The sequence below is a fragment of the Streptomyces sp. NPDC033177 genome, from assembly GCF_055577715.1.
In genome coordinates this window covers 373981-389903 of sequence record NZ_JBVIPS010000010.1, presented here as the reverse complement: position 1 = coordinate 389903, position 15923 = coordinate 373981, and the positions used below count along the sequence as shown (strand labels likewise).

Below are 15923 nucleotides of genomic sequence, written 5' to 3'. Positions count from 1 at the left end.
CATCGTCGGGCGGCCGGGCCGCATCCTCGTGGTCGACAACTACGACAGCTTCGTCTTCAACCTCGTCCAGTACCTCTACCAGCTCGGCGCCGAGTGCGAGGTCCTGCGCAACGACGAGGTCGAGCTGCGCCACGCGCAGGACGGCTTCGACGGAGTCCTGCTCTCGCCGGGCCCCGGCACGCCCGAGCAGGCGGGTGTCTGCGTCGACATGGTGCGGCACTGCGCCGGCACCGGTGTGCCCGTGTTCGGCGTCTGCCTCGGCATGCAGTCGATGGCGGTGGCGTACGGCGGAGTGGTGGACCGTGCGCCGGAGCTGCTGCACGGCAAGACGTCTCCGGTGGTCCACGAGGGCAAGGGTGTCTTCGCGGGGCTGCCGTCACCGTTCATCGCGACGCGCTACCACTCGCTCGCCGCCGAGCCGGCCACGGTTCCCGCCGAGCTGGAAGTGACCGCGCGCACGGAGGACGGCATCATCATGGGCCTGCGCCACCGTGAACTGCCGGTCGAGGGCGTGCAGTTCCACCCCGAGTCGGTGCTCACCGAGCACGGCCACCGCATGCTCGCCAACTGGCTGGTGGAGTGCGGGGACGCAGGGGCCATCGGCAGGTCGAGTGGGCTGGCCCCGGTGGTGGGCAGGGCCACGGCGTGACCGCGTTGCGTCCCGAGCGCGATTCCTCCGGAGTTCCGTACGACGAGCAGTACGCGTCGTACGGGGAGCCTGGGGCGTTTGAGGAGCCCGGGGCGTTCGAAGCGGCTGTCGATCACCTTGCCGATCCGCTGACCGATCCGCTGCCGGGTCAGCAGGGGCAGCAAGGGCAGCACCCCTCGCCGTGGTTCCGCAGCGGACCCGCCGAGCCTGAGCCGCAGCCTGAGCCGCAGCCCGCGCCGCCGCCGCAGCCGGAGCAGCCCCAGGAGCAGGAGTGGTACGACCCGGAGGGGTACGCCCGCGACTGGTACGGGGAGCAGCGGCCGCCGGAGCCGACTTACGAGCAGCTGTACGGCGCGTACGCACCTCAGCAGCAGCCACAACCGCAGGCACAGCCACGACCGCAGCCCCCGGTCGACGACGAGACGGTAGGGCTGCGGACGTCGGACACCCGCCGAATAGCCGATCCCGAGCCCGAGCCGGAGCGCCCCACGGAAGGCAGGGCCGCCCGCCGCAAGGCCGCCAGGAAGGGCTCCGCGCGCGCCGCGAGCACCTCCGGCACCCCCAGCGCCTCGGCAGGGTCCGCCGCCCCCCTTTCCCGCGTGGAGGCCCGTCGCGCCGAGCGCGCGCGTAGACCCTCCCCGGGAGCTGTGGCGAGCCGGGGAATCGGCGAACTGTTCATCACGGTCGGCGTCCTGATGCTGTTGTTCGTGACCTACCAGCTGTGGTGGACGAACATCCGCGCCCACCAACAGGCCAACGGCGCCGCCAGCGACCTCCAGGAGAAGTGGGCCAAGGGCAAGGGCAAGCCCGGCGCCTTCGAGCCCGGACAGGGCTTCGCGCTCCTGCACATCCCGCGCCTGGACGTGGTCGTGCCGATCGCCGAGGGCATCGACAAGTCGAAGGTCCTGGACCGCGGCATGGTCGGCCACTACAACGAGGGCCGCACCAAGACGGCCATGCCGGACGCCGAGAAGGGCAACTTCGCGGTCGCCGGGCATCGCAACACCCATGGCGAGCCGTTCCGTTACATCAACCAGCTCGAACCGGGCGATCCCATCATCGTCGAGACGCAGGACAAGTACTTCGTCTACAAGATGGCGAGCATCCTGCCGCAGACCCAGCCCAACAACATCTCGGTGATCGGGCCCGTCCCGCCGGGGTCGGGCTTCACCAAACCGGGCCGGTACATCACACTGACCACCTGCACCCCGGAATTCACGAGTAAGTATCGAATGATCGTCTGGGGCAAGATGGTCGAGGAACGGGCGCGCAGCAAGGGCAAACCGAGCGCTCTCGTCAACTAGAACGGTGAGAACGGGGCAGATCCAGTGGCAGCCACGACCGACCACGACGAGGAGCAGGCGGAGGAGCAGGCCGAGGCGCCCGCGCCCGCGCGCACACCACGGCCACGGGGACGAGGTCCCATCGCCACGGCGGTCAGCGTCTTCGGTGAACTCCTCATCACCGCGGGCCTGGTGCTCGGCCTCTTCGTCGTCTACTCGCTGTGGTGGACGAACGTCGTCGCGGACCGCGAGGCGCACCAGCAGGGCGACAAGGTGCGCGACCGCTGGGCGGGCGGCCCGGGGAACCTGAACACCAAGGACGGCATCGGCTTCCTGCACGTGCCCGCGATGGGCAACGGCGACATCCTGGTCAGGAAGGGCACCAGCAGCAAGGTGCTCAACCACGGAGTCGCGGGCTACTACGAGGACCCGATCAAGTCGGCTCTCCCCCAGGACAAGGAAGGCAACTTCACGCTGGCCGCGCACCGCGACGGCCACGGCGCGAAGTTCCACAAGATCGACAAGATCAAGAAGGGCGACGCGATCGTCTTCGAGTCCCGGGACAAGTGGTACGTGTACAAGGTGTACTCGACCCTGCCCGAGACGTCGAAGTACAACGTGAAGGCCCTGAACCCCGTCCCGAAGGAATCGGGCGCGAAGAAGCCGGGCCGCTACATCACCCTTACGACGTGCACGCCGGTCTATACGTCGAACTACCGCTACGTGGTATGGGGCGAGCTGGAGCGCATCGAGAAGGTCGACAACAAGAGGACGCCGCCTGCTGAGCTGAACTGAGTCTCCGGTACCGGGCCTTCCCGGTACCGGACACGCGAAAGAGCCCCGCACACCGCCTGCTGAGCGGTGTCCGGGGCTCTTGTCGTACTCCTACGGAGTGGGGTCAGTCCTCGTCGTTCCGGGAGAAGCCGGCGTTGCCTCCGAGGAAGCCACCGCCGTCCCCGCCGTTGCCGCCGCCGTTGTCGCCCGGGTTGCCGCCTGCCGTGGTCAGGTTGATCGCGGTGTCGGGTGCGACCTGCTGATTGGCCGGCGGATCCGAGACGAGGACGAGGGCTTCGTCGTCCTGCGGGCCCGTGATGGTGCCGACCGTGAGACCGGCGTCCTCGATGGCCTTGCGGGCGTCCTTGAGCTTCTGGCCGGTGAGGGCCGGAACGGATGCCTGCTCGGGCTTCTTGGCGACCTTCAGCGTCACCGTCGAACCGGGGTCGGCCTGGCTCTGTGCGGGGAGGCTCTGCGAGATGACCTTGCCGGCCTCGACGGAGTCGCTCTCTTCTTCCTCGCACGCACCGACGAGGTCGTTGGTCTTCAGCTGCGCCTTGGCCTCTTCGCAGGTCTTGCCGGTGACATCAGGGACCACGGACTTGGCGGCTTCCTTGGCGACGTCAAGGGTGATGGTGCTGCCCTTCTGCACTTCGGTGCCGGACGTCGGGTCCTGCTCGAGCACCTCACCCTGAGTCTCAGGCGATTCCACCCGGTTGGGCTCGACCTTGAATTGGTACTTGGGGCCCTCGAGCTTTTCGGTGGCTTCGTCGATGTTCAAGCCGATAACGCTCGGTACAGCCACCTTCGGCGCCCCCGTGGAAACCGTCACCGAGATCGTGTCGCCCTTGGTGACCGTGGCGTTCGCGCCCGGGTCCTGGGAGCAGATCTCGCCCGCAGGGAACTTGTCGCACGGCTTCCTCGAGGGGTCGAGGACGAGGTCCACGTTCTTGGCGGACTTCTTCGCGTCGGCGAGCTTCTCGCCGACGAAGTTCGGCGCCTTGATCGAGTCGTCGCCGCCACCGCCCCCGGTGAACGCCCACTTGCCGATCAGGATCGCGCCCACCAGGACGAGGAGCCCCGCGAGCACCAGCAGGATCGTCGACGTGTTGCTCTTCTTCTGGCGGCGGCGCGAATGATCGTCGTAGCCGTCGTCAGGGCCGCCGACCGGCGGCATCATCGACGTCTGGCCGCCGCCGTTCTGCGGGCGCAGCATCGCCGTCTGCTGGTCGTCCGGGTGGCCGCCGTAACCGACCGCGCCCATGGCAGCGGTGGCCTGGACGGGCTGGCCGTCGAGGCAGGCCTCGATGTCGGCGCGCATCTCGTCGGCCGACTGGTAGCGGTAGTCCGGGTCCTTGGTGAGGGCCTTCAGGACGATCGCGTCCATCTCCGGCGTGATCTCACCGTCGAAGACGCTCGGGGCCTGCGGCTCTTCCCGTACGTGCTGGTAGGCGACCGCCACCGGGGAGTCCCCGACGAAGGGCGGGCGCACCGTGAGGAGCTCGTAGAGCAGGCAGCCCGTGGAGTAGAGGTCGGAGCGCGCGTCGACCTGCTCGCCCTTGGCCTGCTCCGGCGACAGGTACTGCGCGGTGCCGATGACCGCCGCGGTCTGCGTCATCGTCATGCCGGAGTCGCCCATGGCGCGGGCGATGCCGAAGTCCATGACCTTGACCTGGCCGTTGCGCGTCAGCATGACGTTCGCGGGCTTGATGTCGCGGTGGACGATGCCGTTGCGGTGGGAGTACTCAAGCGCCTGGAGGATGCCGATGGTCATCTCCATGGCGCGCTCGGGCAGCAGCTTGCGCCCGGAGTGCAGCAGCTCACGCAGGGTCGAACCGTCGACGTACTCCATCACGATGTACGGGATGGAGACCCCGTCCACGTAGTCCTCGCCGGTGTCGTAGACCGCGACGATCGCAGGATGGTTGAGCGAGGCGGCCGACTGGGCCTCGCGGCGGAACCGGGCCTGGAATGACGGGTCGCGCGCGAGGTCAACGCGCAGCGTCTTCACCGCCACGGTGCGTCCGAGGCGGGTGTCGTGCGCGAGGTAAACCTCCGCCATCCCGCCTCGGCCGAGCACCTGGCCCAGCTCGTACCGCCCGCCGAGGCGACGCGGCTCTTCCATAGCTAATCCAGCCCTCTCCGTCAGTCCCGACCGCACCCTTGTGTGGTCCGGCGGTGTGCTGTCCGGGCATACCGTACCCGGCTCGCCTTACGTGACCCGGCCACGACCGTCACCCGATACAGGACCGGTACCGCAACGTGCACTGATGTGGAGAGGCCGTGACGGGGGTCACTTCTTGCTGTCGAGCACCGCCTGCATCACGTCCTTGGCGATGGGGGCGGCCAGACCACCACCGGAGATGTCGTCGCGGCTGGCCTTGCTGTCCTCGACGACCACGGCGACGGCCACCGGCGAACCGGAGTCGGTCTTGGCGTAGCTGATGAACCAGGCGTAAGGGTTCTCGCTGTTGTCGACGCCGTGCTGGGCCGTACCGGTCTTGCCGCCGACGGTGACGCCGGGGATCTTGGCGTTCGTGCCGGTGCCTTCGTTGATCACCGTCTCCATCATGTCCTGGAGCTTCTGCGCGTTCTCCTCGGACAGCGGACGGCTCATCTCCTTGGGCGCGTGCTTCTCGATCACGTCCAGGTTCGGCGCCTGCAGCTCGCTGACCATGTACGGCTCCATCAGCTTGCCGTCGTTGGCGATGGCCGAGGCGACCATGGCCATCTGCAGCGGCGTCGCGGCCGTCTCGAACTGGCCGATGGAGGAGAGCGCGGTCTGCGGCCTGTCCATCTTCTCGGGGAAGACGGAGGCGTTCGAACGGACCGGCACGAACTGCTCTTCGTTGAAGCCGAACTTCTCGGCCGTCTCGAGCATCTTGTCCTTGCCGAGGTCAGAGCCGATCTTGCCGAAGACGGTGTTGCAGGACACCCGCAGCGCCTGGCGCAGCGAGGCGTTCTTGCAGGGGATGTTGCCCTCGTTCGGCAGCGGGGTCTGGGTGTCGGGCATCGTCCAGGGCAGCGGGGACTTGGTGGGCGCGTCGATGTCGTCGTACAGGTCGTGCTCCAGGGCCGCCGCGGCGGTCACCGCCTTGAAGGTGGAGCCCGGCGGGTACGTCTCGCGCAGCGCGCGGTTGAGCATCGGCTGGTCTTTGTCCTTGTCCAGCTTCCCGAACTCCTCGGCCTCCTCGTTCGTGTTGCCCGCGAACGTCGAGGGGTCGTACGAAGGAGCGGAGGCCAGCGCCAGGATCGCGCCCGTGGCCGGGTCGATCGCGGCGACGGCACCCTTGCCGCGGCCCTTGAGACCGTCGTACGCGGCCTTCTGCGCGGCCGCGTTCAGGGTCGTGACGGCGTTGCCGCCCTCCTTCTTCTTGCCCGTGATCATGTCCAGGCTGCGGGTGAAGAAGAGCCGGTCGTCGTTGCCGGTGAGGATGCCGTCCTCGATGGACTCGATCTGCGTGGCACCGATGCGCTGCGAGGCGAAGCCGGTGACGGGGGACCACATGGGCCCGTTCTTGTACGTCCTCTTGTACTTGTAGTCACCGCTGCCGGCCTCTTTGGACCCGGTGATGGCCTTGCCGTCGACGATGATGTCGCCGCGCGGCTGGGCGTACCGCTCGATGGAGACGCGGCGGTTCTTGTCGTGCTCGGCCAGGGTGTCGGCCTGTACGTACTGAAGCCAGTTGTCCCTGGCGAGCAGGGCGAGGACGAGCAGCCCGCAGAAGACCGCGATCCGGCGCAGGGGCTTGTTCACGGTCGGACCACCTGCGTCATTTCGGCGTCGGGGTTGGGGGCGGGTGCCGGCGCCGGGCGGCGCGCGGTGTCACTGATGCGGATGAGGATGCCGATCAGCGCCCAGTTGGCGATCACGGAGGAACCGCCGTTCGCGAGGAACGGCATGGTCATACCGGTCAGCGGGATCAGACCCATGACGCCGCCGGAGACGACGAACACCTGGATGGCGAAGGCGCCGGACAGGCCGATCGCCAGAAGCTTGCCGAACGGGTCGCGGGCGGCGAGCGCCGTACGCACACCGCGCTCCACGATCAGGCCGTAGATCAGCAGGATCGCCATGACGCCGGCCAGACCCAGCTCCTCGCCGAAGGTGGCGAGGATGAAGTCGGAGTTGGCGGCGAAGCCGATCAGGTCGGAGTGACCCTGGCCGAGGCCGGTGCCGAGCACGCCACCCGAACCGAACGCCATCAGGGACTGGGCGATCTGGTCGCTGCCCGTCGAGGCGATCACGGAGTCGGAGAACGGGTTCAGCCAGGCGTCCACACGTTCCTGCACGTGCGGCTCGAAGGTGGCCACACCCACGGCGCCGACGGAGGACATCACCAGACCGAACACGATCCAGCTGGTCCGCTCTGTGGCGACGTACAGCATCACGACGAACATGCCGAAGAACAGCAGCGACGTACCGAGGTCGGTCTCGAAGACCAGGATCAGGATGGACATCGCCCAGACCACGATGATCGGACCGAGGTCACGGCCACGCGGCAGGTAGAGCCCCATGAAGCGGCGGCTGGCCAGGGCGAGCGCGTCGCGTTTCACCATGAGATAGCCCGCGAAGAAGATCGCGATGACGATCTTCGCGAACTCACCTGGCTGGATGGAGAATCCGCCGACGCTGATCCAGATCCGCGCGCCGAAGACGTTCATGCCCAGACCCGGCACGAGCGGCAGAAGCAGCAGGACGAGCGCGGCGACCATGGAGATGTACGTGTAGCGCTGCAGGACGCGGTGGTCCTTGAGCAGCAGCAGCACGCCCACGAAGAGCGCGATGCCGATGGCCGAGTACATCAGCTGCTTCGGCGCCGAAGGGCTGAAGGAACCGGTTGCCGCCTTGGCGAGGTTCTGCAGCTTCTCCGACTGGTCCAGGCGCCAGATGACCACCAGACCGAGGCCGTTGAGCAGCGTCGCGAGCGGCAGCAGCAGCGGGTCCGCGTAGGGCGCGAACCGGCGCACCACGATGTGGCCGACGGCCGCGAGCAGCCCGATGCCACAGCCGTAGCCGAGCATGCCGGGCGGCAGCTTGCCGTCGAGCGCGAGGCCCACGTTGATGTAGGCGAACAGCGGGATGACGACGGCGAACGCGAGGAGCGCGAGCTCGGTGTTGCGCCTGCTCGGCGCCCCGATCGCGCCGATGGTCGACGTGTGTGTAGTGCTACTGCTCATGGCGTGCAAAGGCCCCCAACGGCTGCTTACTGCTTACCGCACAGCGGGACCAGCTTCTCCTCGTCCTCGGAGAGGCTGGGGCCGGGTGTGGGAGTCGGTGCGGTCTTGGACTTGTTCTTGTCGGTCGAGCTGTTCTTGTCGTTCGTGTCGTTCGGGTCGTTCTTGTCCGCCGGATCCGTCGGATCGTCGGTGGGGGCCTTGGCCGACAGGCCGGTCGTGCCGCCCGCCTCACCCTCGCCGGGCTTGGCGTTCTCGCGCTCGGCCTCGCGGCGCTCGGCGTCCTTCTCGCAGGCCGAGGCCTGCATGCCGAGCTCCTCGATCTTGCTCTTGGCGTCGTCGAGATTGCCCTCGGGGATGGTCCCCTCGACCTGCTTGCGCTGGTACGGCGGCAAGTACTTGAGTTCGATCTCGGGGTAGTTCTCCTCGACCTTCGACAGGCTGACCCACGCCAGATCCTGGTCGATGCCGCGGTACAGGGCGACGTTCTTGTCGTTCGTCCCCACGTAGTACTGAGTCTGGGTCCAGCGGTAGCCGCCGTACAGGCCGCCGCCGATGACCGCCAGGGCGAGCACCGTGTAGAGCGATCTCTTCAGCCACTTGCGGCCACCGCCCGGCTTGACGAAGTCCTCGTCGCTGTACGCCCCGAAGTTCCCCTCGGGCACGTACCCCGTCGTGTCGCCGCTCCCGGGCGGCCCGAAGCCGCCTCCGGAAGGCTGCGGCGGCACCGGACGGCCGAGACCGGACGCACGGCCCGCAGGCGTCTGCATGGCGCCGTCGTCCTGCGCCTGGAGCTGGTTCTCGGCGACGGCGCCGACCACCACGGGGGTGTCGGAGAGCTGACCGGCGAGGGTGTCACCGCTGTCGATGTCCAGGACATCGGCGACGATCACCGTGATGTTGTCGGGGCCACCGCCGCGCAGCGCGAGCTGGATGAGCTCCTGCACGGTCTCCTGGGGGCCCTGGTAGCTCGCGAGGGTGTCCTCCATCGTCTGGTGCGAGACGACGCCGGAGAGACCGTCCGAGCAGATCAAGTAGCGGTCGCCGGCGCGGACTTCACGGATGGAGAGATCCGGCTCGACGTGCTCACCACTGCCAAGCGCGCGCATCAGCAAGGAGCGCTGCGGGTGGGTGGTGGCCTCTTCCTCGGTGATCCGGCCCTCGTCGACCAGACGCTGCACCCACGTGTGGTCCTGCGTGATCTGCGTCAGGACACCGTCCCGCAGCAGATAGGCGCGCGAGTCGCCCACGTGTACGAGACCGAGGCGCTGCCCCGTCCACAGCAGCGCAGTCAGGGTCGTCCCCATGCCCTCGAGCTGGGGGTCCTCCTCGACCATCAGGCGCAGCTGGTCATTGGCCCGCTGCACTGCGGTGCCGAGCGACGTGAGGATGTCCGATCCCGGCACGTCGTCGTCGAGGGTGACGAGCGTCGAGATCACCTCGGAGCTCGCCACCTCACCCGCGGCCTGGCCCCCCATGCCGTCGGCGATCGCGAGGAGCCGCGGACCGGCGTAACCCGAGTCCTCGTTCCCCTCCCTGATCATGCCTTTGTGCGATCCGGCGGCGAAGCGCAAAGACAGACTCATGCGCACCTCGCCCGTCGGCTCCGGGTACATCCGCACGGTGCCCACCCTCCGGTCGGGAGCGCGCTGGCGTCCATTGTGTGGACCGCGTCGGCTCGCTCGCTCCGCTCGCTCATTTTCGTACTACTTCCGCAGCTCGATGACGGTCTTGCCGATGCGGATCGGCGCGCCCAGCGGAACAGGCGTCGGGGTGGTGAGTCGGGTCCGGTCCAGATACGTGCCGTTGGTGGACCCGAGATCCTCGACGATCCACTGGCCGTCACGGTCCGGGTAGATCCTGGCATGCCTGCTGGACGCGTAGTCGTCGTCAAGGACGATCGTCGAGTCGTGCGCCCGGCCCAGCGTGATCGTCTGGCCCTGCAGGGCGACCGTCGTGCCCGCCAGGATCCCTTCGGATACGACCAGCTTGCTGGGGGCGCCACGGCGCTGCCGCCCGCCGCCCTGCTGCTGGCGCTGGGGAGGTGGAGTTGCGGCCGCCTGCTGTTGCTGGCGGGCGGCCTGCTGCGGTCGCGCGTTCTCACGGCGCGAGCCGCGCTGTGTGACGCGTGTTCCGAACAGGTCGCTACGGATGACCTGGACGGCCACGATCACGAACAGCCACAGAACGGCTAGGAAACCCAGCCGCATGACCGTCAGGGTCAGCTCTGACATTGCCCCCGCTTCACCCTTCGGCTTGCCGGTAAACGATGGTGGTTTGGCCCACGACGATCCGCGAGCCGTCGCGGAGCGTAGCGCGGGTGGTGTGCTGCCCGTCTACCACGATGCCGTTGGTAGACCCGAGATCCTGGATCGTCGAGGGCGTTCCGGTCCGGATCTCACAGTGCCGGCGCGATACGCCGGGGTCGTCGATCCGCACATCGGCGTCGGTGCTGCGTCCCAGCACCAGCGTCGGGCGGGAGATCTGATGGCGATTGCCGTTGATCTCGATCCAGCGCCGCACCTGCGCACCCGGAAGAGGTCCGGCGCCGGGCCCCTGAGGACGGTTCGGCACCGGAGCGGGTCCGCCCGGACGGCCGCCGGGAGGCGGCGCGGCAGGCATGGGAGGCGGGCTGGAGGGCTGGGCGGGCTGCGGATAGCCATAGCCACCGCCCGCGCCGCCCGCAGGGGGTCTGGCGGGGCTGTGACCGGCGCCCACGGGGCCTGAAGGGCCGGCCGGGGCGCTGTCGGGACTCTGAGAGGTGCTGGACGCGAGCGTCCGGCTGCGCACCCGGTACAGGCCCGTGTCGAGATCCTCGGCCTTCTCCAGGTGGACCTTGATGGGGCCCATGAAGCTGTACCGCTGCTGCTTGGCGTACTCGCGCACCATCCCGGACAGCTCGTCGCCGAGCTGTCCGGAGTAGGGGCTGAGGCGCTCGAAGTCGGGCGCGCTGAGCTCCACGATGAAGTCGTTGGGGACGACGGTCCGATCGCGGTTCCAGATCGTCGCGTTGTTGTCGCACTCGCGCTGCAGGGCGCCGGCGATCTCGACGGGCTGGACCTCGGACTTGAACACCTTGGCGAAGGTGCCGTTGACGAGACCTTCGAGTCGCTGCTCGAACTTCTTCATGACTCCCATGGGGCACCTCCTCCGTCGTAGTCATCCTGGTACTGCTTACTGATCGTATCCACGCGCCGGGAAATCGGCTGGTTCCCCCTGTCCGCCCAGTCGATGAGTGTCGCCTCTCACAAGGCATGCCCGCACCAGGGTTCCGGGATCCGTCCGGGCTCCTCTCAGGCTCCTCTACCAGGGATCGTAGAGGGGGCCTCAAACCAGTGTCGCGCACCCGACTGCGGAGCTTCGCCGGGTAGGGCGCAAGTCGGTCGGTCGGACGGTCGGCCTCACCCGTTCCCTCCGGATCAACAGGGCAGGTGCCCCTGAATACGGATGTGAATCCACCCCCGCCAGCGTGCTAATCTTCTGGATGTCGGAAGGCGCTCGCACCAAACAGTGTTCGCACACAGTGTTCACACCAGATGGTGAGAGGCCCAGGACAACACCCATGCGCGGGTGGCGGAATAGGCAGACGCGCTGGATTCAGGTTCCAGTGCCCGAAAGGGCGTGGGGGTTCAACTCCCCCCTCGCGCACCATGTGGAGCGGGTCTCCATCAGGATGAAAGTCCTGGTGGGGGCCCGCTTCTCGTTGTGTTTCGGGTGCTGAGCTCCGTGACCGCCGCGGGGGGCGATGATCATGGTGATCTATGTCACCGGTCGTCGGATCGGCACGCCGAGTTGTCCACAGGTCGCGGGTTGTCCACAGGCTCTGACGCCGTCCGGCACCCGGCGGTACCTTCATGCCAGGTGAGCCCGTGGGGGCGCCTGACGGTGGGGGTGAGCATGACGGAGTTCAAAGGTGCGCGACTGCCGTACGTGAAGGGGTTCGCGCGGTGGCCCTCGCAGCGGGGCGGGGCGGGTCCGGCCGCTTCGGCGGGTGCTGCCGGGACGGCGGTCTCGCCGAAACGGGAGGGCAAGGCGCTGCGGGCGCGCGTCAGCCGTGCCTCGCACGAGTGGTTCGTCGAGGACGACGGTCGCCCCGATCCGGTCGACGCCGTGCAGGAGACCAACCGCAGCAGGCTCCCCGAGCTCACACCGATCCGGACGGGCAGGATGGCCGCCTCGCCCTTCGCCTTCCTGCGCGGAGCCGCCGGGCTGATGGCGTACGACCTCGCGCGGACCCCCGTGACGGGAATCGGCGCCCAGATATGCGGCGACGCCCACGCCGCCAACTTCGGCCTGTACGGGGATGCGCGGGGCGGGCTCGTCATGGACCTGAACGACTTCGACGAGACGGCACACGGGCCCTGGGAATGGGACGTGAAACGGCTCGCGGCCTCCCTCGTGCTCGCCGGGCGTGAGGCTGGGGCGAGCGAGGACGTCTGCAAAGAAGCGGCGTTCGACGCGGTCGGGGCGTACCGGCGCACGATGCGGTTGCTTGCCAAGCTCCCCGTGCTCGACGCGTGGAACGCCATCGCGGACGAGGAGTTGGTCTCACACACGGACGCGAAAGACCTGCTCGGCACCTTTGAGAGCGTCTCCGAGAAGGCCCGGCACAACACGAGCGCCCGGTTCGCCGCCAAGTCGACCGAGCGCACGGAGGACGAGGCCGGCTTCGTGGGCCGCCGGTTCGTCGACGCCCCACCGGTGCTCCGCCGAATACCGGACGTGGAGGCGGCCGAGGTCGCGGCCGCCCTCGCGGACTATGTCGGCACGCTGTCCGAGGACCGGCTGCCGCTCCTCGCGCGGTACGCCGTCCAGGACGTGGCCTTCCGCGTCGTCGGCACGGGCAGCGTGGGCCTGCGGTCGTACGTGGTGCTGCTGCTCGACCACCGGGGCGAGCCGCTGGTGCTCCAGGTCAAGGAGGCACGCCCCTCCGCTCTGCTGCCGCATCTGCCCACGGCGGGCTTCACGGTGCCCGAGGTCGCGCACGAGGGTCACCGGGTGGTGCTCGGGCAGAAGCGGATGCAGGTGGTCAGCGACTTCCTGCTGGGGTGGACGACCGTGGCCGGGCGAGCCTTCCAAGTACGGCAGTTCAGGAACCGCAAGGGCAGCGTGGACCCGGCGGCACTGGCCGCCGACCAGATCGACGACTACGGCCGGATGACCGGAGCGCTGCTGGCCCGCGCGCACGCGCACAGCGCCGACCCGCGACTCGTCGCCGGTTACGTCGGCAAGAACGACGAGCTGGACACGGCGATGGCGGAGTTCGCCGTGGCGTACGCGAACCGGACGGACGCGGACCACGCGGAACTCGTGCGCGCGGTGAAGGAGGGGCGGGTGGCTGCGGAGGCGGGGGTTTGAGGGGGGTGGAGTAGGAGGGGTGGGAGGGGGAGCTGGGGGGGGAGGGAGGGGAGGGGGGAGGCCCCCTGATTGCCGGAAGTGTGGGGAGAGGGCCCGGCAAGCTCCTGTGCGGGGCCTGGCTGCCGCTCGGTCGGGGCGGGGGCACGGTGGCCTAGGCTGGACGGGTGACGACCCCGGAAGCCGAGCCTACGCAGCCTCAGACGCCCGATCCCGATCCCGTGACCGCTGGTCGCGAGGGTCCTGACGGGGCGGCGGGGCAGGGCGGCGCCGCGCGGCCTGAGGACCGGCTCGAGAAGGCGGTCCGAGCGGCGGAGCAGGCGCTGATCGAGTACGAGATCGCCGTCGAGACGTTCCGGGTCGAGGTGGAGAACTTCTCCCGGCTGCACCACCAGAAGCTCGGCCCGATGTACGCGCGCCTCGACGAGCTGGACGCCGAGATCGCCGAGGCCCGGGCCGCCCGTAGCGGTGACCCCGAGGACCGGCGCAAGGCGGACGAGGCGCGGGCGCGGGTCATGCCGATGCCGGGGGTCGAGGAACTGTTCCACGGCTGGATGGACGGTGAGGGCCTCTATCCGGAGGCCGCCGCGATGCTGACCGATCAGTCGGTGCGGCCGCCGCAGCGGGTGCGGCCCAGTGACGAGGCCCGCAAGCTCTACCGCGAGCTCGTCCGCAAGTCCCATCCCGACCTCGCCCAGGACGACCAGGAGCGTGGCCGCCGTGAGGAGTTCATCACGCGGGTGAACGCCGCGTACGCGCGTGGGGATGTGCCCTTGCTGCGGGAGCTGTCCGAGGAGTGGGCCGCGGGTCCTGTGCCCGAGCAGCAGTGGCCGAGCAAGAGCGAGGAGCTCTACGCCCGCCTCGAGTGGCTCTCCCAGCGCAAGGAGCTGCTCTCCGTGGTCGCGCGGGAGCTGGAGGAGGGTGCGATCGGCGCGATGCTGCGGATGGCGCCGGACGATCCGGATCAGCTCCTCGAAGAGATCGCCGAGCAGTTGCTCGCGCAGGTCACGGAACGCGAGGCGGAGCTTGCGCGGCTGACCGCCTAGCGGGTCGGGTAGCGTCGGACGCATGGCTTTCGGATCTCATGTGCCCACGGTCGGTGTCGGCGACCTCGCGAGCGGCGACTTTCTCCTCGACGTCCGTGAGGACGAGGAGTGGCAGGCGGGTCACGCCGCGAGTGCGCTGCACATTCCGATGAGCGAGTTCGTCTCCCGCTTCGGCGAGTTGACCGAGGCCGCCCCGCAGGACGGCAAGGTCAATGTCATCTGCCGGGTCGGGGGCCGTTCGGCGCAGGTCGCCATGTACCTCGTCCAGCAGGGGATCGACGCGGTGAACGTCGACGGTGGCATGCAGAGCTGGGAGGCCGCGGGCCGGCCCGTCGTCGACGACAAGGGCCAGCCGGGCGTCGTGATCTAGTCCAGCGGCGCTGCGGGTTCCGGGCTTCTGGTTTCGGGCCCGCGGCCTTCAGCCGAGGGGGTGGGCGGCCAGCAGGTCGCCGAGTGCCTCTTCGTGTGCCGCCGCCGGGCCGAGGGACAGCTCCAGTTGCTTGGCCCACGCGTGGTAACGGTGCAGGGGGTAGTCGGTGTCGGATCCGAAGCCGCCGTGCAGATGCTGGGCCGTCTGCACCAGCCTTCGTACGCCGTCCGATGCCCAGATCTTGGCGACTGCCACATCTCCCGTGGCGGGCAGGGCGCCGCTCGCGCCGGTGCTGATGCGCCAGGCGGCCTGCCAGAGGGTGACCTCCATCGCGCGCAGGTCGATGTAGCGGTCGGCTGCCTGCACCGCCACGGCCTGGAAAGTGGCGACGGGGAAGCCGAACTGCTCGCGCTTGCCGGTGTATTCGGCGGTCATGCTCAGCACGCTCTCACCGAGGCCGAGCGCGAGGGCGCAGGTTCCGGTGGTGAGCAGGTCGCGCAGCCAGTCCCAGGCTCCGTCGGTCTCGATGACGTCGGTGCCGTCGATCCGCAGGGCTTCAAGGCTGATCTCGCCGAGGTGTTCGCCGTTCGTGGACACCTGATCGGCGAGGGCGAGGCCCTCGTGTTCGCGGGGGACCAGGGCGAGGACGGTGCGGCCGGTGGAGGTGTGGGCGGGCACCACGATGAGGTCGGCGTTCTGTGCCCAGGGGACGGCTGTCTGTGTGCCGTCGAGCAGCCAGGCGTTGCCTTCCTGGCGCGCGGTGACGGCCAGTTCGGCGGGGTCGTGGCCGCTGCGGCCGTTCGCCGCGACGGTCAGGACGAGCTCGCCGCGGCCTGCCTTCGGCAGGATGCGCTGCTTCAACTCCTGGCTGCCGTAGGTGTGTACGGCGTATGCGGCGGCGCTGCTCTCCAGGAGCGGCACTCGGGCGAGCTTTTTCGCGGATTCGCGCAGGACCAGGCAGAGGGCGATGGCGTCGAGGCCCGCGCCGCCGTGCTCGGGGTCGAGGAGCAGGCTCAGCAGGTCGGCTCCGGCGAGCTTGGCCCACAGGGGGCGGTCGAAGTCCTCGGCGACGGCGCCCGGAACGAGTGCGGGGCTCGGTACGCCGTCGGGTGTGACGGAGGCGAAGAGTGCCTTCGCAGCCTCGACGGCGGCCTGCTGTTCCTCGGTGAAGGTGAAGTCCACTGCTTGTCCTCCCGCGCACCGGCCCGACGGTTCTGTCTCTGCCCCGCTCGCTGTTTCTGACGGGTCGTCAAGATAGAACAGGTTCT

General features: G+C 68.9%; 13 protein-coding genes and 1 tRNA gene. 7 read left to right on the top strand and 7 right to left on the bottom strand.

Translation table 11 applies throughout. From position 1 onward, the window contains the following. Position 1 precedes the first annotated feature (1 nt). From ACZ5U5_RS32535 to ACZ5U5_RS32525, 3 genes are read left to right on the top strand one after another with little or no spacing between them, the layout of a single operon-like run. Positions 2–649, top strand: coding sequence for an aminodeoxychorismate/anthranilate synthase component II (locus tag ACZ5U5_RS32535; RefSeq protein ID WP_469028967.1), 648 nt, complete (start codon positions 2–4; stop codon positions 647–649). Next, positions 646–1953: a class E sortase gene (locus ACZ5U5_RS32530; RefSeq protein WP_469028841.1), complete on the top strand. Its 1308-nt coding sequence runs from the start codon at positions 646–648 to the stop codon at positions 1951–1953. The genes ACZ5U5_RS32535 and ACZ5U5_RS32530 overlap by 4 nt, the downstream gene beginning before the upstream one ends. 24 nt (positions 1954–1977) lie before the next feature. After that, the gene (locus ACZ5U5_RS32525; RefSeq protein WP_469028839.1) at positions 1978–2727 is read left to right on the top strand and encodes a class E sortase; all 750 of its coding nucleotides are present in this window, start codon (positions 1978–1980) and stop codon (positions 2725–2727) included. A 103-nt stretch (positions 2728–2830) separates the two neighbouring features. Here the strand turns inward: ACZ5U5_RS32525 and pknB are convergent, their stop codons facing one another. From pknB to ACZ5U5_RS32495, 6 genes are all read right to left on the bottom strand, one after another. Continuing rightward, the gene (gene pknB / locus ACZ5U5_RS32520; protein WP_469028836.1) at positions 2831–4831 is read right to left on the bottom strand and encodes a Stk1 family PASTA domain-containing Ser/Thr kinase; all 2001 of its coding nucleotides are present in this window, start codon (positions 4829–4831) and stop codon (positions 2831–2833) included. Positions 4832–4999: 168 nt separating this feature from the next. Beyond that, the gene (locus ACZ5U5_RS32515; RefSeq protein ID WP_469028833.1) at positions 5000–6463 is read right to left on the bottom strand and encodes a peptidoglycan D,D-transpeptidase FtsI family protein; all 1464 of its coding nucleotides are present in this window, start codon (positions 6461–6463) and stop codon (positions 5000–5002) included. Then, complete coding sequence (locus ACZ5U5_RS32510; protein ID WP_469028831.1) at positions 6460–7887, bottom strand: FtsW/RodA/SpoVE family cell cycle protein; 1428 nt, start codon at positions 7885–7887, stop codon at positions 6460–6462. The genes ACZ5U5_RS32515 and ACZ5U5_RS32510 overlap by 4 nt, the downstream gene beginning before the upstream one ends. A gap of 26 nt (positions 7888–7913) precedes the next feature. Next, positions 7914–9470, bottom strand: a complete 1557-nt coding sequence (locus ACZ5U5_RS32505) for a Stp1/IreP family PP2C-type Ser/Thr phosphatase (RefSeq protein ID WP_469028828.1) — start codon at positions 9468–9470, stop codon at positions 7914–7916. Between the two features lie 120 nt (positions 9471–9590). Then, the gene (locus tag ACZ5U5_RS32500; RefSeq protein WP_363314668.1) at positions 9591–10118 is read right to left on the bottom strand and encodes an FHA domain-containing protein FhaB/FipA; all 528 of its coding nucleotides are present in this window, start codon (positions 10116–10118) and stop codon (positions 9591–9593) included. Between the two features lie 10 nt (positions 10119–10128). Further along, the gene (locus ACZ5U5_RS32495) at positions 10129–11022 is read right to left on the bottom strand and encodes an FhaA domain-containing protein (RefSeq protein WP_469028823.1); all 894 of its coding nucleotides are present in this window, start codon (positions 11020–11022) and stop codon (positions 10129–10131) included. Positions 11023–11448: 426 nt separating this feature from the next. Here ACZ5U5_RS32495 and ACZ5U5_RS32490 point away from each other — a divergent pair. The 4 genes from ACZ5U5_RS32490 (at position 11449) to ACZ5U5_RS32475 (ending at position 14655) form a co-directional block, all read left to right on the top strand. Beyond that, positions 11449–11535: transfer RNA gene (locus tag ACZ5U5_RS32490), tRNA-Leu, on the top strand. Between the two features lie 246 nt (positions 11536–11781). Continuing rightward, positions 11782–13242, top strand: coding sequence for a DUF2252 domain-containing protein (locus tag ACZ5U5_RS32485; RefSeq protein ID WP_469028821.1), 1461 nt, complete (start codon positions 11782–11784; stop codon positions 13240–13242). Between the two features lie 164 nt (positions 13243–13406). Continuing rightward, entirely contained in the window at positions 13407–14285 is an 879-nt protein-coding gene (locus ACZ5U5_RS32480) for a J domain-containing protein (protein WP_469028819.1), read from the top strand. A gap of 22 nt (positions 14286–14307) precedes the next feature. Continuing rightward, positions 14308–14655, top strand: coding sequence for a rhodanese-like domain-containing protein (locus tag ACZ5U5_RS32475; protein ID WP_469028816.1), 348 nt, complete (start codon positions 14308–14310; stop codon positions 14653–14655). 48 nt (positions 14656–14703) lie between these two features. Here the strand turns inward: ACZ5U5_RS32475 and ACZ5U5_RS32470 are convergent, their stop codons facing one another. Beyond that, positions 14704–15837 carry an acyl-CoA dehydrogenase family protein gene (locus ACZ5U5_RS32470; RefSeq protein WP_469028813.1) on the bottom strand — a complete coding sequence of 378 codons (1134 nt, stop codon included), beginning with the start codon at positions 15835–15837 and terminating at the stop codon, positions 14704–14706. Positions 15838–15923 lie beyond the last annotated feature (86 nt).